The sequence below is a fragment of the Candidatus Zixiibacteriota bacterium genome (assembly GCA_040752595.1).
Classification (GTDB): domain Bacteria; phylum Zixibacteria; class MSB-5A5; order WJJR01; family WJJR01; genus JACQFV01.
Genome location: JBFMGX010000028.1, coordinates 1 through 19,009, shown reverse-complemented (window position 1 = coordinate 19,009; position 19,009 = coordinate 1). Strand labels below are relative to the sequence as shown.

14 protein-coding genes and 1 pseudogene are annotated in these 19,009 nt (G+C 62.2%); 9 read left to right on the top strand and 6 right to left on the bottom strand.

Features of this window, described 5'->3' with window-relative positions:
• Positions 1–623 precede the first annotated feature (623 nt).
• A complete protein-coding gene (locus AB1792_07660; GenBank protein MEW5702086.1) occupies positions 624–1,745 on the top strand; it encodes a hypothetical protein in 1,122 nt (373 codons plus the stop codon).
• A gap of 386 nt (positions 1,746–2,131) precedes the next feature.
• Here the strand turns inward: AB1792_07660 and AB1792_07655 are convergent.
• The 4 genes and pseudogenes from AB1792_07655 to AB1792_07640 all read right to left on the bottom strand — a co-directional run bounded on the left by AB1792_07655 (position 2,132) and on the right by AB1792_07640 (position 6,704).
• Positions 2,132–2,400, bottom strand: a pseudogene (locus tag AB1792_07655) (cell division protein FtsH).
• A 163-nt stretch (positions 2,401–2,563) separates the two neighbouring features.
• Positions 2,564–3,247 (bottom strand): hypothetical protein, encoded by a 684-nt coding sequence (locus AB1792_07650; protein ID MEW5702085.1) that lies wholly within the window; start codon positions 3,245–3,247, stop codon positions 2,564–2,566.
• A gap of 94 nt (positions 3,248–3,341) precedes the next feature.
• Complete coding sequence (locus tag AB1792_07645; GenBank protein ID MEW5702084.1) at positions 3,342–4,814, bottom strand: hypothetical protein; 1,473 nt, start codon at positions 4,812–4,814, stop codon at positions 3,342–3,344.
• A 27-nt stretch (positions 4,815–4,841) separates the two neighbouring features.
• Positions 4,842–6,704, bottom strand: coding sequence for a hypothetical protein (locus tag AB1792_07640; GenBank protein ID MEW5702083.1), 1,863 nt, complete (start codon positions 6,702–6,704; stop codon positions 4,842–4,844).
• Between the two features lie 554 nt (positions 6,705–7,258).
• Between AB1792_07640 and AB1792_07635 the strand changes: the two genes are divergently transcribed.
• The 5 genes from AB1792_07635 to AB1792_07615 all read left to right on the top strand — a co-directional run bounded on the left by AB1792_07635 (position 7,259) and on the right by AB1792_07615 (position 11,330).
• Complete coding sequence (locus tag AB1792_07635; GenBank protein MEW5702082.1) at positions 7,259–8,005, top strand: tyrosine-type recombinase/integrase; 747 nt, start codon at positions 7,259–7,261, stop codon at positions 8,003–8,005.
• A 7-nt stretch (positions 8,006–8,012) separates the two neighbouring features.
• Positions 8,013–8,186, top strand: a complete 174-nt coding sequence (locus AB1792_07630; protein MEW5702081.1) for a tyrosine-type recombinase/integrase — start codon at positions 8,013–8,015, stop codon at positions 8,184–8,186.
• Between the two features lie 258 nt (positions 8,187–8,444).
• Positions 8,445–10,025 carry a tail fiber domain-containing protein gene (locus tag AB1792_07625; protein ID MEW5702080.1) on the top strand — a complete coding sequence of 527 codons (1,581 nt, stop codon included), beginning with the start codon at positions 8,445–8,447 and terminating at the stop codon, positions 10,023–10,025.
• Positions 10,026–10,044: 19 nt separating this feature from the next.
• On the top strand, positions 10,045–10,557 hold the full coding sequence (locus AB1792_07620) for a hypothetical protein (protein ID MEW5702079.1): 513 nt from the start codon (positions 10,045–10,047) through the stop codon (positions 10,555–10,557).
• Positions 10,558–11,087: 530 nt separating this feature from the next.
• Positions 11,088–11,330 carry a hypothetical protein gene (locus tag AB1792_07615; protein ID MEW5702078.1) on the top strand — a complete coding sequence of 81 codons (243 nt, stop codon included), beginning with the start codon at positions 11,088–11,090 and terminating at the stop codon, positions 11,328–11,330.
• A gap of 124 nt (positions 11,331–11,454) precedes the next feature.
• Here AB1792_07615 and AB1792_07610 read toward each other — a convergent pair whose 3' ends face one another.
• Complete coding sequence (locus AB1792_07610) at positions 11,455–11,988, bottom strand: hypothetical protein (GenBank protein ID MEW5702077.1); 534 nt, start codon at positions 11,986–11,988, stop codon at positions 11,455–11,457.
• Positions 11,989–12,508: 520 nt separating this feature from the next.
• On the opposite strand from AB1792_07610, the gene AB1792_07605 reads away from it, so the two are divergent.
• From AB1792_07605 to AB1792_07595, 3 genes are all read left to right on the top strand, one after another.
• On the top strand, positions 12,509–14,728 hold the full coding sequence (locus AB1792_07605) for an integrin alpha (GenBank protein ID MEW5702076.1): 2,220 nt from the start codon (positions 12,509–12,511) through the stop codon (positions 14,726–14,728).
• A 418-nt stretch (positions 14,729–15,146) separates the two neighbouring features.
• The gene (locus AB1792_07600) at positions 15,147–16,532 is read left to right on the top strand and encodes a VCBS repeat-containing protein (protein ID MEW5702075.1); all 1,386 of its coding nucleotides are present in this window, start codon (positions 15,147–15,149) and stop codon (positions 16,530–16,532) included.
• Between the two features lie 79 nt (positions 16,533–16,611).
• Positions 16,612–18,231 carry an SBBP repeat-containing protein gene (locus AB1792_07595; GenBank protein MEW5702074.1) on the top strand — a complete coding sequence of 540 codons (1,620 nt, stop codon included), beginning with the start codon at positions 16,612–16,614 and terminating at the stop codon, positions 18,229–18,231.
• Between the two features lie 578 nt (positions 18,232–18,809).
• On the opposite strand, the gene AB1792_07590 is transcribed toward AB1792_07595, so the two are convergent.
• Positions 18,810–19,009, bottom strand: a 200-nt coding sequence (locus tag AB1792_07590; GenBank protein ID MEW5702073.1) for a glycogen-binding domain-containing protein, incomplete at its 5' end; no start/stop codon positions are given.

Genomic DNA, 19,009 nt, shown 5'->3' with positions numbered 1-19,009 from the left:
ATAAGAAAGCGCCCGTCGGATCGACGGGCGCCTGAGGCCATGCCAGTGTCTGCCCACCGATCCTACAAGAAGCCCTCCCAACGCCATGACCAGGCCGAGGACATTGCGGAAACAGTTATCGTGGGCAGGTACACCACTAAAATTTATACGTGACCGGTCGCCCACTGTTTGTGATGAATTCAGATTCCACGCCAGGGGTTGTGGTCATTCATAGCTCGATGCGTGCTATCAACATGACGTTGTGCTGACTGACACAAGCCAGGTGTACACCGGTCGCCGACCTGGTTTCTTGGCTTCCGCACTGAGTACTTGCGCATTTGCCCTGCCCTTGTTACAATTGACATGAGGTTCGCAGTCCTCGGATCGGGTCACCGGTCCATCTACAGATCGTTTGGGGCTTATTCGCGGTGGGAGTCGCCACGGGTGTTCAGGCGCCGTGGGGCGACCGTCAGGGCAGAAATGGTACACAAGCAGCCCGAAGGGTGGGTGGTTCTCTCTGTTGTCTCATGGAGACCGATTGAGGAATCTGGAAGATGACCTTGGGTGCAACCTGGCGACATCGTCCTTGCGGCCGCCGCGGTGGCCTCTGCGACAGCACGCCCAGCATTCGACGCTGTCGTAAGATGACTGCGGCGCTCCTGCTGTTCGGTTTGACCCTGTGCGCGACGGATCTGTTCGCGCAAGGCGTGGCCCTGTACAAAGACGGTCAGAAGATCATCGATCTCCAGGACGTCATCACATCTTCTCATGCACCTCAGGGGAAGATAGCCGTCTCCAAACCTGCCGGGATCGAAGCTCTGCGACACCAGATCTTCGCAGCTACCAGGTCACGTCCCTTCCCGGAACGCGACACGTATTTGCGCACGGTCAGCGAGTGCCGCGATCAGGTGTTACGGCTCACCGCCGGGGACGGAGTGGGAGAATACTCCCCTGCAGATGTGGGCCGGCTTCTGGATCTGAAGACCGAACTGGAGCGGGATGGACAGATTCTGCTGGCCGAGTATCAGAGCCTGGCCGACGGTCTCGCCGCTGCAGGGTACCCAGGGGAAAAGCTCGCGCGCCACGCGCAGATGGTTGAACAGTGTCGCAAGGCGTCGGGGCACCTCCTCGATCTGCTATCGGAGTTGGAACGGGCCCGAACCGGCGGAGACCAAGCCGGAACACTGCGGACGATCGGCCGATTGCGCCAGTGCTTTGCAGACAGCATGGCGCCGTGGGAAGTAGAGGGACAGAACCCTTTACCCCGGCCGATGCTCCTTCAAACGAGAGCGCTTCCGCAGATTCAAGGTGACTTGCAGGGGCGACCTCCGGTGCTGTACCCCTCCGCCGACGCCAAGAGGATCGGCCCGGGTCCGGGTGATCTGGACGAAACGATCGATGTTCAGTTTTCCGATCAGATCGCCGCATTGGCGGCGGAGCTGGATTCCTCGCCGGTCCAGATCTACGGGTACGTGCGAAACCAGCTCACTTTCGAGCCCTATCTGGGTTCCCGCAAGGGGTCCCAGCAGACGCTGGAGCACATGCGGGGCAATAGTGAAGGGGTGTCGATGGACGTGTCCAGTGGAGCCTGCCGGAAGGCCGGTCACGTCTTCGAGTCCTCGGTCCGCTGCACACAGCAGATCAACATCGCACAGAGATCACCAACGCCCATGTCTTCACCGCCCACGGGATTCTGTTTGAACGCCTGCTCTTCGATCACCAAATCCCAGATCATTCGGCAGGGGAGAGCGGATTTCGGGTGCTGAATGGGCCAGTCAGCGGCCTTTGTTGCCGTTCGCGGATTGACCCGCCGAAGCGGTGGCAGCGTGCCATCGCCGTAACTCCGCCACGGTCCGTCGGTTCGCAACGTGCAGAACGGCCAGATTGACGCAGGCGATTCTTGTTGGGGGATAAGGACTTATGGCCACACTTTTGAAAGCTCCCCGGGCCGGACCTTTTGCGAACTCGTAAGTCGTTGGGCGGAATCGAGGGTTGATCGTCGCTATGGGCGCTGGCGAGTCTCGGCTTCCCTTCACGACGTTCAGCAGTGATCTGCTCCGCCGTAAACCGCTTCCGGCTCCACCCCAACCCCTTCTCTCTGGTCTCGCGGAACCGAACACAACCACTGGAGCAGCCTTCGGGAGGCAGGTCATCCCAGCAGAACGTCGATCTTGTCCAGCAGTTCTTCGGCTGTCAGCAGAAACCGATCTTCGGTTGGGAGTTGAATGGTCTACCCCAAGGCTCCAATACCGCGGCGGATGATCGGAATCTCGTGTACTGGATCGGCGCCCTTCGTGGCTGCCGCGACGATAGCATGCCCGGTCTCATGGTAGGCCACGATCTCCCGTTTCCTCGGAGTGATCAGTCGGCTCTTTTCTCGAGACCGGCGATCACCATTTCGATCGCGCCATCGAAATCCTTCGGCATGACCCGGCTGCAGCCAGCCCGGACGGCGCGTAATGCTGCTTCATGGGAATCCAGCGGGAGATCTCCGGACAGTGGGTGTGGAAACCGGGTCAGAGAACATGCCGATGACCCGGGCTCTCCGGTGGCAAGTTCGGACGATTTTCTTGTGCGTTCAACCTCACATCCCGCACGGCTCACAGAACTCCGTCGCCGGGTCGGCGCTGCGAAAGGCGACGTTAACCAGATGAACCACGTCGTGAATTTTCGTAACCCCGTCGCAATCGACGTCGGTCGTCATCCGGGGACAGAGCACGTTGGAATCGGGGATTTCCGCTTCTCCACGGAAAGCAACCCCGGCTGCAAAGACGACGTCGTGGACAGTGGTCACACCGTCGCAAAGGGGATCCCCATGGCAATCGCAGGCACACGGCGCCGCGGCACTCGCTGCGCCGTACCAAAACCCCAGTTCCATCCTCAGATTGCCGGCGGCGACTTCCCCGACGGCATTCTGACCAACCGACAGTCCTGTCCACACGTTGCCGGTACCCACCGATGTGCCACCACCATAGTCGATCACGTACCAATCGAGATTGACGGGGAGTGCCTGTGCCGTCGCGATCGGGATGACAGGGTCAGCACGCCGCGGGATCTCCGCCGGAGTCATGCCTCCGCTGTCGGCCGGTTGGGCGGCCGGCGTCGGCTGTAACCTCGGCACTATGTCGCTCGCGATATTCTGACGCCGAGGGCCTTCACCCGCCAGGGCCGGCAGCGCGATCAAGAACACGGCCACACCGATCCGGGTAAGCGCACCCGATCCCCAATCGGGTCTGATAATGCGTCTTCGGTTGCGTCGCGTATTCATTGTGTCCTCCGCTTCAGCTGCTCCGTCGGGCCGGGCAGGCACTCTTGTCACGGGCGCGATCGTCCGTCGCCGTGCACCGCCCGGCGAGATCGGGTTACTCCTCCTCCCGCAGTTGTTCGTCGCCCACATCGGGAGCGCTCGGCGTCGGCTCTTGCTGCATCAGCGGCGTCGGCGAACCGATATAGACATTCCCGACCGGAGCTCTGAGTGTCATCGCCTTGGTGATCACCAGGGTCTCATCATATGTTCCCTTGGCGATACACAGATGGCCGCTGGTGGCGATGCCGGTCGCGCCGTTCTGCACCGAGAGGTAGGGATCAAAGATGGCCCCCGTTTCCCCGGTGCTGATGTGGGCGTTGTCAACATAACGGGCCGATGATCCCAGAAAACCGTTCACCGCGTTGTAAAAGACAATCCGGCCAAAGGCGGTTCCCTTGTTACGGCCCGTCAGAACATCGCATCCAGAATTGGTATGCACCCCGAGAGCATGGCCGTTTGTGTTGTAGATGATCGGGCTGCCGGAACTCCCTCCTTCGGTATCGACGCGGTACTCGTGCACGATTTTGCCGTCGTTGATGTCGACGCCCTTGTATTCGCCGGAGGCCGTCTGCAGAGTCATATTGTCCGAGTTGCGTCCGCCGGTTGAGCCGGGCGGAGTCTCGTCGATCCCGCAGCCGGTGATGCGAATCGTGGCATCATCCGGGGGCTGCACCGTTGACAGTCGGAAGAAGTTCTGCGCCTGATACGGCAACAGTCCGGTGTTGCTGTTGGCGCCGACCTCAAACACGCACCAATCGTCGCCGATGTCGCCGCCGCTGCCAGGGAACTCCCACGTGACGTTGCTGGTGATGATCGGATACTGGTCTTCCGGCGCGGCCGCCACAGTAGTCCCGTTGGCCAATGATTGGGGGATATTGAACTCAACCACACCCCAAAGATCGAGGACGCCATCGGGCAGTTGCGGTCCGCCATCATCGGGATCCCAGTCGCAGCAGTGACCGGCCGTGATGAAGGACGAATTCGCGGTGAGCCAGGCGGTGCAGCCGCCGTAGAACAGTCGGCCGACCCGCGAATCAGTCGATGGGCCACGATCGTCGTCGCCACCGCAGAGCGACTTGATGGAGGTTTCATCCCCTTTCAGGAAACTGCCGACATGCACTTGCGATAGTGAGAAGTGGATGCCCGTGTCGCCCGGCGCCACATGCAATGTGATCTCGACGGCGTCGCCATTGAATATCGCCGACATATTGGACCACGCGGCGAGCGTCTTGGCGGTGCGCCTCTGAATGCCGTCGTCTTGCAGCGAGCGGATCTCAAGGACACTGCGTGCACCGAGCACGCAGGTGTCGAAACGGAAATGCAACCACGCCGCGCCGTCGAAACGGATGGTCTGTGAGAACGCCTCGACCATCGTTCCAGTGTGGTTCTCATACGTTCCGCTGGCGAGCAGGAACGGTTGGACACGGAACGGCGGTGGGATCGGTTCACCCCACGCGACCGGCCCTCTGATCAAGCCGCACGCGAGGAACAGCGATAGGCCGCAAATGAACTTGATATGTTTCCGCATCTGGGTGTCTCCTTTGCCGGGTCGCCGCTATTGCAGCGAGACCAGGGCCAGCACAAGTCCGCTGCCGGAATCGAGGGCTGTCATGGCTTTGCCGATGATGGCGCCGCGCGCCAGTTCGTGATCGACGACCCGCATCGCATGTCCGGGTGTGCCGGACGTTGTAAGCAGATCGCCGACGGCGACTGGGCCGTTCGCCAGGACATAGACACGCCCGGTGAGCGCGACCGGATGTGTTCCGTCGGCGGCGCTGCCGTCCTGACGCATGAGCATTCCGGGGATGACACCACCGGCACCGCTGATGATCCCGGCGACTGTGCGACAGTACGCGGCATCAGAGACGACCAAATCACCGGGATGTGCAGGATCGAGGCAGACAACCGCCCCGGGAACCGGCGGCGCACCCGACGCACTGGGATGGATGGTGAATTGCTCCGCGAGATCGGCCCCGCCGGTGATCTCCAGCACTTGCGTGGTCACACGTCCCGGCCCCGTGCCCGGTTCGGCGTCGAGGACAATCGTGGCGTTGCTGTCGGAATCATACAGCGCGATCTGGGCCCCGTTGCCGACCGCTTCGGCGGCTTGGATGACGACGCTGTTGAATCCCTCTTCGTTCGCCAGCCGCAAATCCCCGGCGTCACTCTCGTCGGCATCCAGCTCCATCGTCACCAGACCAGCGCCGTTGTACAAACGGATACGGCTGCCGCCAGCCGTGCCGTCCTTGGCGTCGATAGACACCGTGTTGCGAAAGCCGTCGCGAAGCCAGAACGCGCCGGCATCATCTCCCGCGTCGGCGTCCCATTCCCCCGTGTAGTCACCGACGCTGTTGTACAGCCGGATGCGGCTGCCGCCGTCGGCGCCGTCCTTCGCGTCGATGGAGACCGTGTTGTTCACGCCGTCGCGAAGCCAGAACGCCCCGGCATCATCACCGGCGTCGGCGTCCCATTCTCCCGTGAAGTCACCGGCGCTGTTGTACAGACGGATGCGGCTGCCGCCGTCGGCGCCGTCCTTCGCGTCAATGGCCACTGTCAACTGCGCTCCATCATCAAGAGTCAGCAGGGAGGCGCCGTCACCATCATCCGCATCGATCTCCATGTTGATGATTCCGCCGGCTTTGTAGAGATAGAAATGGCCGGAATTGCCGTCTTCGCCATCCATATAGGCGCCGTATCCGCCGCCCGCTTCTCTGTTGACATAGACAAAGCCGCCGCTTGGCGAGGCGCTCCCAATCGCCGCAGTCAATTGACCCAGTTCATCGTAAGTGTGCATTCGGCCGCCCGACGTCATGGATTGGACTTCGACCAGGTTCGTTCCACCGAGGGCATCCACAAGTTGCAGGTCGCCGACGGAGTTGATATTGCCCGTGGCCCCGGCAATCTCAAGGGTATTGCTTCCTGCAGCGTCGGTGACAAAGAGATTGCCGTCGTCCCCCGCCTCGCCGACTGTCAGGTCGCTGCGCAGATGGACATCGCCATGGATGTCGCCGCCCGTGGCCTCGTCGATGGTCGCGACGCGGAACGAGTAGGGCCCGGTGCTCAGGTGCACGCGCGGCAGCACGATGGGACCCTTGCCGGGATCGACGGAGATTTCCAGCCAGCGCGCGCTGTCGGCGAAGACCGACGCCGGAATCGGCGTTACCGCGCCCATCATGGCGCTCCAGATCCCGGCCGCATCGGTTGTCACCATCTGGCCTTCCGACCAGACGGCGAATCCACCGGCCTGGACAGAAAAGATGGCGAAGGTGAACGGGTAGCTGTTCGCCGGGAGTGGTGCGCCGACAGCGTCGGTGAGTTTGCCCTGAACGGTCATGGTCGTGGGGACCGCGCCGAACAACGGCGCGTGTGCGAGAGCCGCGACCACGAACGCAAGCATGGTGCGTTTCCACCTTCTCATGATTGACCTCCACGGTTTCGAGACAATCGATTCGGTACGGACAATGATAGCCAACAAATCGGACACTTCGCACGTCACGCCGCGATCCATTCCGAACGGTATGACTGGTCGCAATCTCCGGGGTCCGGGTGCGGGCATTCCATCACACCGTACCGAATCCTGCGGCTTCCTGGCTCCGCCTGAGAATGTTTGCGACGGCAGGCAGATGCCTGACGCGACACGCCCCCACCAAGAGCATTGCGCTGAGCCGACGCATGGACTCCTCCCGCGTCAATTGAGTGTATGGGTCTCGGGACTGACGACCAGTCTACACAGGCAAGATAGCGCTTTCCGTCACGTGGTCAAGGGGATGTCGGCCTCCACCTCCCACAGAATTCTGCGAAGAAGGCCGCTTCTTCGACTTGACTTCTTCGCCGTTCAATCGATGAAGTGATGCGGGCGGGGGAGGTTGGGCAGATGAAGCTTGAAGCGGCGATCGCAGGGTTCGCCCGTCAACAGGCGGCGGACGGGCGACCTGGGCACACCCGGCGGCGTACCGCAGGGATTCGGCGTCGTTGGGGCGGTGGTTCACCCCGAGTGCACAGCGCGAGGGGCCGGGTTTACCCGCCTTTGGCGGGCATGACCCCCATGTCCGCCGGATCAGCCCCGACGATCTGGCATGGTTTTTGGTGTCCGACCAGTTCCTGCTCACCTCCTCCGGCTCTCCCCGCAAGCCGATCACTGTCAACCGCGCCAAGTCGGGGCGGCGGTCATTCTTTGGGTTCCGCCTGGAATCGGGCTGGATCCGGGAGAACTCAGCCCGGCTGAGCCGGTTGGCACGGACAGCGGCCAAAGAGCCGGCGACGCTGACCGAGGCGGAGATCGGGTGTCTCAGACAAGCCCTATCTGACCGAACTGAGACACCTGTGCGCCGAGGCGGGCTCGCCTGCCGGTTCGACTTCGCTCACCGCAAGCGTGGCCGCCTGATCTTCGAGCTGCTCCTCGGGACTAGCATCCGTTTGGGGTCGCTTGTGGCTCTGAACAGGGGAGATGTCGACCTGAAGTCCGGGACCCTGCACATCCGCACCAAGGGCGGGGGAGAGGAGCGGGTGTTCCTCAATCCCCAACCGGTGCGCCTGTTGGGGCGGTTCCTCAAAGAAAGCGCCCCTGAAGCCAACTGTGGCCCCGACACGCCCCTGTTTCGCAGCCGGTGGGGGACACGCCTGTGTCCGCGGCCGATCCAACTGCGGTTCGCCGCCCTGTGCCGCAAGGCCGGTATTGCCCGACCTATCTCCATCCACTCCCTCCGCCACTCGTGGTGAACTCGTGGTGAACCACACCTTCGCCACCCGGCTGTACGAGAAAACCGGCGACCTGTACCCGGTCCAGCGCGCCCTCGGCCACCGGCATATCACGACGACGGAGATCTATGCGCGGGTGTCAAATCAGGCGTTGCGGCGGGCGGTGGGGAGGAAGACCTATTACGCTCCCAAAGGACTGTAGAGCATCAAGGCGCCGGGATGACTGACCACACAGTTGGGCCGGCCGCCCGGCTCAGCCACGTTCCTGACGCCGAACCCCGATTACCGTCCTGCGCGTGACTCTCGTAGTCAGTGATCAGCGCAAGTCCGTATTCTCGTGGCGGAATTCACTTTGATTCATTGACCAGCGTGTGTATCTTGTATTCCGGTTCCGGAAGTCAACACGCGGAATCTGTCTTCGCGTCTTGTCACAACCTACCATATCCAGAGGAGGTCTGCCGTGCACGGCCGTGTCGCAGTTGTTCTTGGCGTCGTGGTGCTCACTGGCGCATTGCTCATCGCCGGAGCGAATCCGGCTTCGACCGCGGTCCCCCCGCTCATGACCGTTCAGGGCAAGTTGACCAGTGCGGTCGGCACCCCCCCGGCGGCGGGACCAAAGACATTCACGTTCAAGATCTATGATGCTCCGGTTGGCGGCACCGAACTCTGGCCGGGCGGACCGGGGGAGACCCAAGTCGTAAACACCGATGCTGCCGGTCTCTGGACCGCGCAATTGGGGTCGGTCGCGGCACTGACCGATCCGGTGTTCTCCGCCACCGAGCGCTGGTTGGAGATTACTGTCGACGATGGCGTCAATCCGCCGGAGACGCTCTCGCGGACGAAGCTGAACACGAACCCCTATACCTATCGCGCCAGCACGGTGGACGGCGCGTCAGGTGGGACGATCACCAGTAAAGTCTCGATCGGGCCGGGTCACACGAACACGGGTACCGATGCCTTTGTCGCCGGGGCCAACAACACTGTCTCCGGAGAAGCGACAGCCGTCTCCGGCGGTACGGGGAACACCGCCTCCGGCCGCAAGGCGGTCGTGAGTGGCGGGCAGAATAACACGGCGTCTGGGGACAACTCGCTTGTCTGTGGCGGTACGGCGAACGAAGCGAGTGCTGTCGAAGCAATAGTCGGCGGGGGATCGGGTAACGTCGCCACGGGCGTCGGCAGCGTCATCAATGGTGGTGCCGGCAACGCCGCCAGCGGGCTGTTGGCAACAATTGGGGGAGGATTCTACAACCGCGCCCGCGGGCAATATGCCGTAGTGGGTGGAGGCGGCGGAGATGCGTCCTCCGACTCAAACACGGCCTCCGGCGACTGGTCTACTGTCGGCGGCGGTCGCCAGAATGTCGCAGATGACATCATTGCCACTGTCAGCGGTGGCCGACAAAACACGGCCAGCGGCCAGGGAGCGACCGTCGGCGGCGGCGTCGGCAACGTGATCACCGGCAACTACTCCACCATTCCCGGTGGGTATGACAACGCCGCCAGCGGTTCCAACTCTTTCGCCGGCGGCCTACATGCACGCGCCAATCACGATGGCTGCTTTGTCTGGGCCGATGCGATCGCACCGCAGTTTCCCTCATCGACGGGTAACGAGTTCAGCGTGCGCTGTCGCGGCGGGGCGCGGTTCGTGAGTGCCATTGATGGTCTCGGCAATCCGACCGCGGGCGTACAGTTGGCATCCGGCGGCGGGTCGTGGTCGTCCATATCCGACCGCAACGCCAAGGAGAACATTGAGCCGGTCGACGGCGCCGCGTTGCTGGCGAAGCTCGCCTCGATCCCCGTCGCCATGTGGAACTACAAGTCGCAGCCCACAGAGGTCCGTCACATCGGCCCCATGGCGCAGGATTTCTACAACGCCTTTGGTGTCGGTGAAGATGACAAACACATCACGACGATCGATGCCGATGGTGTCGCGTTCGCAGCGATCCAGGCGCTCCACGCCAAGACCCAGGAGATCGATGAGCTGCGCGCTCTGATCGCCGAGCTTCAGAAGCGACTCGAAGCCATGACGGCACAGGCGAAGTAGCCGACAGGAGGCGATGAGCATGAATCGATCAAGACGCATCCGATGCGGGTACTTCGGCCTCCTGCTACTGGCTGCCCTCCTGGCCGGGGGACCGGTGTCCCTCACATCACGGGCCGGTGCTCCGGTGCTGCCGAACTACCTCAACGACTGGTACTCGGTGAACGGCGGCGGGGCCATCGACGCGTCTTCCGCGCACTGGAAGATCGGAATGTCGGTGGGACAATCGGCGGCGGGGCAGGCGACCTCGGCGTCGTACAGACTGGGCATCGGCTTCTGGCACGCGACCGCTTGCCATTGTCCCTGTCACGCCGATCCCAAGTGCGATTCGATTTCCAATGTGCAGGATGTTGTCCAGACGGTGAATGTCGCCTTTCGCGGCGACACTCCGGTGTTCGATCCGCTGTGCCCGCGCGAACGCACCGATGTCAATTGCGACAGCGTCAGCACTGTCGTCGACGTCGTCAAGATGGTGAGCGTCGCGTTCCGGGGCTGGGGTCCGGACACGACGTTCTGCGCTCCGTGCGCACCATAGGGAGACGGTCGCGGCAGGATCGCGCGGCTGCGGTCCGCGCATCCTTTGTACCGGTTCGGACAGGATCGAGGATCTGCGTACGGGCGGGGGAAGAGCAGTTCAGGCGGGCCGTGAGACTCGCCTGACTTTCGACAAACCTCTCCGGTCTTTGCCTGCAACTGCGTAGAACGGGTAGACAACGACGATGTGGCGCCGGTACCGTGACCGCCGCGTCCGCGCTCGCCGGAGGGGGTCGATGCTCCGGACGACCGCCCGTTGTCGACGGCGACTGCTGACTGGGCAGTACTGATCTGACGCGCCTCTCCGCCAGCATCGCCGCCTTTGTCTTCGGCACACCACGACCACGGAGATCTACGCAAGGGTCAGTGATGACAGGCTCAGCAGCGCGGTGGAAATTATCTGATATCCGAGGTGATTCCCGCGGGCTGGGTCGGTATGCCGGAACTCAGCTGCACCCCTCAAGGTAGCAGCAGACTGTAAAGACTCTTCTGATAACGATCAAGAAGCCAAGTGCCTTTCTCCCGGTGGCGATGTCGCTCGCCGCCCTCGCCATCGTTCTCGGTCACATGGCGCTGTTTGGCGTTGTCCGCGAGGCCGATGAGGGGACCGCGGCCCACGTCTTCCAATTGCTCATGGCTGTGCAGACGCCAATCATCGCCTTCTTCGCGCTCAAGTGGCTTCCGCAGGCTCCGAGACAGGCGCTACAGGTACTGGCGCTTCAAGTCGGAGCGGCGCTCGCCGCACTCACACCCGTGTTCTTCCTCAACCTCTGATCAAATCGCCTGTTGGCACGCACAGGTAACCACGACGGAAATCGGTGCCCGTGTGAGCGATGGGTCGGTCCGTCAGGCGTTGGTGTGCCGGGAGCACTACGTCACACCCGCGGTCGGCGTCGCCTCACGGCGTTCGGCGGAGCTGCTGCTGGATGAAACAGGAAAAGTCCTTACCCGGAAACGCCAATTCAAACCAGGATCGGAGCGTGTCGCCGCCCGACAATTCATAGCGCAGTCTTGCCGTCATGCCCGGCGGCGCATTCTCCAGCGCCTCCGAGGTGAAGACCAGGATCATCGGTTCGGTCGCGACACTGTCCAGCGTGTATTGACTCACGTACCCCTCGCTCAGGAACTCCCGTAGCACGTGCCTGTCCCGCTGCCGGTCAAAGCTGATGTAACCAACGTCATCGTGAACTTCACCTTGGGGAGTGTTCTCCTGCGGGGCGATGACCGACCGATTCGAAACACGGATGAACTGACTGTCAAGCACAAGGGCAAACTCGGTGGAGACAGTCGAAGTCCCGGCCTGACTGGATCCCGTTCCTTCCCACCGGCCGACCAGTGGGCGCAACGGAGCCCAACGGTCCGGTTGAGGCGGCTTGTCCTGCGCGTTTGCCATTCCTGAAGAGAGCAACACGATTGCGAGCATCCGTTTCACGGGGGGCCTCCTTCAGAGCAGCACGCCGTTCCCGCGCAAGGTGGGCCAGGCCGCGAGCAATTGCAATGGTCTCTGAACAGATCTGTCCGTGTCGGGTCGGATTCTCCTCTTGGCCGATGCCGCGAAACCGCCCCGGGAGTGTGAACGCGCGACCATACTCCATCGGCGGGAATCGGCAGGCCGGGATTATACCCGCCTCAGGCGGGCGAGCCCGTCCTATCTCGATCCACTCCCTCCGCCACTCGTGGTGAACTCGTGGTGAACCTCAGACCCTAACATAACAACTGGACCGATCTTCGGGGGGCAGGTCAAGAAAGTCGTTGTGATCTTCCTCACATGATGTAAATTGTCCGTTGAGGTTCGCAGTCCTCCGGTCCCGGCATTCCTGGGCCAGTCAGAAGTCCGGTACCTTCCCGGCCCGTTCACAGCGGGTCACGAATCAGTGTTCGGTCATAATGATCGTCTGGTCGTGCATTCTCACATTTCGTCTGGATCAATCGGCTGCATGGGAGGAGGCATCATGAAGACAGGTTTAAGTGCTTCCCGATGGGCTCACCGCGCGCTTGTCGCGGCGTGGCTTTGCGCAATGACAACTGCGGCGGGTACGGTGCACGGCTCAGAGTGGCCGTTCGTGCTCCTCTATCAGAAGGACGGAGCTGCTGCCTACTACGGGCTGGGGTACTCGGTGGCAGGGGCGGGGGATGTGAATGGGGATGGGTATGCCGATTTCATCATTGGCGCGATCGGCGCCAACTCGGCATACGTCCACTCCGGTCTGAATGGATCGCTTTTGTACCAGAAGTATGGTGCGGCTGCCAGTGACCAATTCGGGTGGTCGGTAGCCGGGACGGGGGATGTGGACGGGGATGGTAGAGCCGACTTCATCATCGGCGCTCCCTATGCCGACCCCGGCGCACGTGCGGATGCTGGGTCCGCATATGTCTACTCCGGAGCGAATGGTCTGCTGCTGTACCAGAAAGACGGCGCCGCTGCCGGTGACAACTTGGGACGCTCGGTAGCCGGGGCGGTGGATGTGAATGGCGATGGGAAAGGCGACTTCATCGTCGGCGCTCCTTATGCCGATCCCGGTGGGCGTGCAACGGCGGGGTCCGCGTACGTCTACTCCGGTGTGAACGGGACGCTGTTGTATCAGAAGGACGGAGCAGCAGCCGGTGACGCGCTTGGGTCGTCGGTCGCCGGCTCTGCGGATGTGACCGGGGATGGAAGGGCTGATTTCATCATTGGCGCAGTAGCCGCCAGCCCGGGCGGACGTTGGGGTGCGGGGTCGGTGTATGTTTACTCCGGTCTGAGCGGATCGCTTCTGTACCAGAAGGACGGGGTGGCTGCCGGTGACAACTTCGGGTTGTCCGTCGCCGGGGCAGGGGATGTGAACGGAGACGGTTATGCCGATTTCATCATCGGCGCCGGATATGCCGACCCTGGCGGACGTTCGGATGCGGGATCGGTCTACCTCTACTCCGGTCAGAACGAATCGCTCCTGTACCAAAAGGATGGCGCGGCTGCCGGTGACCGCTTGGGGAACTCGGTAGCCGGGGTCGGGGATGTGAACGGCGATGGGAAGGCGGATTTTATCATCGGCGCCGATTTCGCCGACCCCGGGGGACACGCATACGCCGGGTCCGCGTATGTCTATTCCGGGCTGGACGGCGCGCTGCTCTTCCAGAAAGACGGCGAGGCGGCAAATCACTGGCTCGGCTATTCCGTTGCCAGCGCGGGGGACATCAACGGTGACGGCCGGGCCGATTTCATCATCGGCGTTTACGGGGCCAATCCCGGCGGTCGCACCGACGCTGGCAGCGCCTACGTGTTCCAGTCCGGCTATCGGGAACAAATCGTGCACGTCACCGACGTCGGCAACGATCAGGGCAGGAGAGTCCGAATCCAATGGCTGAGCCATCCGGGCGCGGACAACTTCGTCAAGGACTTCGCAATCTACCGGCGGATCGGAGCATACAAGTCCGGGGAGAAAGCGTACGATCCCTATGGCCTGAAGGACACGCCGCCCGGCGACTGGGATTATGTCCTGACTGTCCCGGCGCGCGGCGATACACTCTACAGCACCGAGGTGCCCACCGATGCCGACTCTACCATTACGGACGGTATGTACTGGAGCGTGTTCTTCGTGAGCGCGATTGGGGATAATCCCACAGACCATTTTGATTCACCACCCGATTCGGGACACTCGAAGGACAATCTCGCTCCGGCTCCGCCGATCGCCCTTGTCGCCACGGCTGCGGGCACCGATGTTGATCTCGACTGGCGGTCGGTCGCCGAGGACGACTTCGACTACTACTGGGTGTATCGGGACATCGTTCCCGGTTTCATTCCCGTCCCGTCAACGCGCGTCGGTGCCACCTGCGATTCGTCTTTCCTTGACCAATCGGTGCCTGCCGGCGGAACAGTCTACTACAAGATTCGCGCCGTGGACTTCTCAGGGAACGAGGGTGATCCGTCGAATGAAGCGGCGGTGACTCTTTGCTCATGCCCATGCCATGGCGACCCACAATGCGACGGGCTCCCAAACGTCCAAGACGTCGTGCAGACCGTAAACGTGGCGTTTCGCGGTTCAGTTCCGGTGTCTGATCCCGATTGCCCGCGGGAGCGCACCGATGTGAACTGCGATAACGTCACCACCGTGCAGGATGTCGTCAAGGTTGTGAACGTAGCTTTCCGCGGCGCCAATCCAGCTACCGAATTCTGCGACCCCTGCGCGCCGTGAGAACGACCAAGCGAGGATAACGCTGAAGCCCGTGGGGTCGCGCCTCACGGGCTTTCTCTTCGGTCACAGAATCCCAGATGATTCGACGCGATAGAGCGGCTTTCGAGCATTGAAACGGCTTGCCAGCGGCACGGGATGCCGTTTGCAGACTGGCAACGCGAACCAGCGGCCATTCGCCGTTGCCGTAACTCCGCACCGGCGAGCCAGTTCGAAACGCGCAGGACGGTCAGTTCGGCCGCAAGCGATCCTTGTTGGCGTGGAAGGCGTGAGTGGCATCTGATCGACAGTTCACGACTCGAGAGCCATACCCGCAGATCTGGGGCGTTAGAGGCCATCACAATTGGCTGTTGACATCTTGCATGTGGCCCGTATCTTAAGTTCAGAGGTCTGTTCTTCACAGACGGCACGGCAGGAGGTGATGATGCGTCGCTCCGATGCCGCGCGCCTGCTCGGGCACGTGGCGGTGATTGTAGCGGCTGCTGGCGGGACGTTCTCGCCAGGGGCCGTCCATGCACAGGGGATCTGCTTCGAGCCCCGACGCTCGTTGGCTGTAGGTGACGTTCCGTATTCGGTCTTTGCTGCTGACCTTAACGGGGACAGTGTTGCCGACCTCGCCGTGGTCAGCCGGTCGAGCAACTATGTCTCGGTGCTGATGAACAACGGTGACGGGAGTTTCGCGGCGGCGACCAACTACCCCGTGGGGGAGCTCCCCATGTCGGTCTTCGTGGCCGATTTGGATGGTGATGATGACGCCGACCTCGCCGTGGCCAATTCCAGCAGTCTCAGCGCCAGTGTCTCGGTCCTGAAGAACAACGGGGACGGGACGTTTGCGGCCGCGATCAACTACACGACCGGCGGGGGACCCTATTCCGTCGTGGCCGCCGACCTGGACGGGGATCACGACCTGGATCTGGCCGCGGCGGACCCGCTCAGCGTCAATGTCCGGGTGCTGAAGAATAATGGAGATGGGACATTCGGGGCGGCGGCGAGCTACGTGGCCGGGGATGCCCCGTGGTCGGTCTTCGCAGCGGATCTGGACGGGGATAGCGATGTCGATTTGGCCACGGCCAATTTCTACACCGACAGCGTGTCGGTGCTCAAGAACAACGGCGACGCGAGCTTTGCGGCGGCCATCCGCTTCGCGGTTGGTGATTCGCCGATATCGGTCGCGGCCGCCGATCTGGATGGCGACAATGATGCCGACCTCGCCGTGGCCAACTACTCCAGCCAGAACGTCGCAGTGCTGACAAACAACGGAGATGGGACCTTTGCGCCGGCAGTGTTCCATCTGGCCTGGAACCTCCCCACGGACGTTCGCGCCGCCGATCTGGACGGGGATGGAGATGCCGACCTCGTGGTTGCGAACAGGTTAAGCGACAATGTGTCTGTGCTGAGGAACAACGGCGACGGGACATTTGAGGCCGTCCCGTACTACCCGGCCGGAGACGGGCCCCAGTCGGTTTCCATCGCGGACTTGGATGGGGATGACGATCTCGACTTGGCAGTAGCCGATTACTACGGCGACAGCGTGTCCGTGTTGATGAACTGCACGGTGCCACCGTGTCCGTGTGTCTGTCATGCGGACCCGCAGTGTGACAGCGTAACCTCGGTGCACGACGTCGTGCGGACTGTGGATGTCGCCTTCCGCGGTGATTCGGCCCCGATCGACCCGCTTTGCCCCTACGAACAGACGGACGTCAACTGCAGCGGCATGACGACGGTTCACGACGTGGTGAGGATGGTCAACGTCGCCTTCCGCGGGGCGGACAAGGCCACCGAGTTCTGCGATCCCTGCGCGCCGTGAGGCGGTGTGGTGACGTACTCTGCGAATCACGGCGTGTCGCGACGTCATGTCGTTGTCAGTCAATTATTGGAGGTGTGCAGTGAAAAGGATTGTGGCGGGACTCGGCGCACTGGCTGCGACCTTGTGGTTGGCGGCGTCCGCGTCCGCGCAGGTGGAGACCGACTGGATCGCACGGTACGATGGCCCGCCCAGTCAGGACGATTGGCCCTACGCCATCGATGTGGACACAGCGGGCAACGTGTATGTTGCCGGCACGGTGAACGATCCAAGCACCGTTGCCGATTACGCCACCCTGAAGTACGACGCTGACGGTAATCTCCTCTGGGCGGTGCTCTATGACGGACCCGTCAGTGGCCTGGACGAGGCCAACGACGTCGGGGTGGACCTTGAGGGGAACGTCTACGTAACGGGCCTCAGCACGGGGAGCGGGACCCAGGCCGACTGGGCCACGCTGAAGTATGATGCGGCCGGCACCTTCGTTTGGGAACGGCGGGAGAACAACTTCGTCGCCAACGGGGAAGATGTGGCCAACGCCCTCGAAGTTGACGAGGCAGGAAACATCTACGTCACAGGCCGGTACACGGCCTGGCACATGGGATTCCCGGGTTACACCAGTCTGGAATTCATGACCGTCAAGTATGACCCGGACGGCAATGCCATCTGGTTACGGACCTTCGACGGCGGTGGTGATGATGAAGCCCTGGCCCTGGATGTGGATGCTCTGGGCAACGTGTACGTTACCGGCTGGAGCCAGGGCGTGGGGAGGGACTACCTAACCGTGAAGTATAGCACCGATGGCACGCTTCTTTGGTCCCAGAGCTATAACGGGCCGGGCAACCTTGACGACACCCCCCGGGATCTCGTCGTTGACGATGCCGGGAACGTCTTCGTCACGGGTTATTGTCAGGTCAACCTCAACAACACCGATTACGCCACGACAAAATACGATCCCAGTGGGACTCCACTTTGGACGCGGCTGTACAATGGACCTGGTGGCTGGCACGATTGGGCCGAAGCCGTCGGTGTCGACACGGGCGGCAACGCATTTGTCGCCGGCACCAGTGATGGCAATTCATCCCAGTACGACTACGCGACGCTGAAATACGATCCGGCCGGAACCCTGCTGTGGGAACGGCGGTTCGACGACGTCTTCGCCCACGGCTGGGACTTCGCTTCTGCGCTCGATGTGGACGCTTCGGGGAACGTGTATGTCACCGGCTGGTCCACGGTGTGGCATCCAGGTATCCCCGTCGAGCTCACCGAGGATTACCGCACGATCAAATACGACCCGGACGGCGGTGCCGATTGGTCACTGATATACAACGGTCCGGGAAACAAGCGGGACGAGCCAACCGACATCTTGGTGGACCGCAGGGGCAACGTCTACGTCACCGGCATGAGCCCCGGCGTGGCCGCGACGTTCTACTACGACTTCGCGACCATCAAGTACAGTCAGTGCTTCTGCCCGTGCCACGGTGATCCGCAGTGCGACTCTGTTGCGAATGTGCAGGACGTGGTACAGACGGTGAATGTCGCCTTCCGCGGCAGCGCTCCAGCCTTCGATCCGAACTGCCCGCGGGAGCGCACGGACGTGAATTGCGATGGCTTCTCGACCGTGCAGGATGTCGTGAAGGTCGTCAACGTTGCCTTCCGCGGCGCGAATCCGACCACGGAATTCTGCGATCCCTGCGCGCCGTGAGGTGAGGCAAGAGTATGATGCTGAAGCCCGTGGGTCAACCGGCCCACGGGTTCTCGTTTCTGGGCGTTCGTCCTTGGTCACCGAATCCCAGATGATCCGGCGGAGGAGAGCGGAATTCGAGTGGCGGAACGGCAGCTCAGCGGCGCGGATCGTTGTTGACAGATTGATCGTCCAACGTGGGTCGACTTGCCGCCGCCGTAAGCACGGAACGGTTCGCCGGTCCGCGATTCCCAGAATGGTCAGATTGTCGTGTGCCGATCATGTTGGAGTGTAGGGGATTAGCGGCGCCCTTTCGATGGCTCACCGGGCCGGGCCTCTTTCGAACTCGTAATTCGTTTCGGCACAATGGGGGTGCTACATCGGAGGAGAGGGTCTGGCCACTATTGCCGCTCCTTTCGCCAAGACCAATCGACAACAAAACCACATCTTAGCAAAGAGCTCCTACCCGTCCGGGTGTTGCTGAACCGCTACACAGGTGGACACAGCGGACTGCCGACGGCGGTCGCAGCGACCGATACGGCGGCCAGCAGGGATCGCAAGTACGCAGACGTTGCAGCCTTCAATCAGATCGCCGCGACTCACATCACCTCACAGATCGAGTTGAAGCCGCCGTACCGGTTCGATCGCTTCCCCGGATTGTTGGGGTCGGGTCGCCATTCGGTATCGACCAGGAACTGGTACTCGTAGGTACCGGCCGCCAACGGCAAGGCGAGCGACCACCGCCCGTCGGGCTTCTGGGCCATCGCCTGCGGCTCCCAGTTGTTGAAGGTGCCGGCGA

Excerpts from the sequence above, each read along its gene's own strand:
- AB1792_07640 (MEW5702083.1), bottom strand. The coding sequence starts at position 6,704 with ATGAGAAGGTGGAAACGCACCATGCTTGCGTTCGTGGTCGCGGCTCTC.
- AB1792_07660 (MEW5702086.1), top strand. The coding sequence starts at position 624 with ATGACTGCGGCGCTCCTGCTGTTCGGTTTGACCCTGTGCGCGACGGAT.
- AB1792_07645 (MEW5702084.1), bottom strand. The coding sequence starts at position 4,814 with ATGCGGAAACATATCAAGTTCATTTGCGGCCTATCGCTGTTCCTCGCG.
- AB1792_07650 (MEW5702085.1), bottom strand. The coding sequence starts at position 3,247 with ATGAATACGCGACGCAACCGAAGACGCATTATCAGACCCGATTGGGGA.
- AB1792_07605 (MEW5702076.1), top strand. The coding sequence starts at position 12,509 with ATGAAGACAGGTTTAAGTGCTTCCCGATGGGCTCACCGCGCGCTTGTC.
- AB1792_07615 (MEW5702078.1), top strand. The coding sequence starts at position 11,088 with ATGTCGCTCGCCGCCCTCGCCATCGTTCTCGGTCACATGGCGCTGTTT.
- AB1792_07620 (MEW5702079.1), top strand. The coding sequence starts at position 10,045 with ATGAATCGATCAAGACGCATCCGATGCGGGTACTTCGGCCTCCTGCTA.
- AB1792_07600 (MEW5702075.1), top strand. The coding sequence starts at position 15,147 with ATGATGCGTCGCTCCGATGCCGCGCGCCTGCTCGGGCACGTGGCGGTG.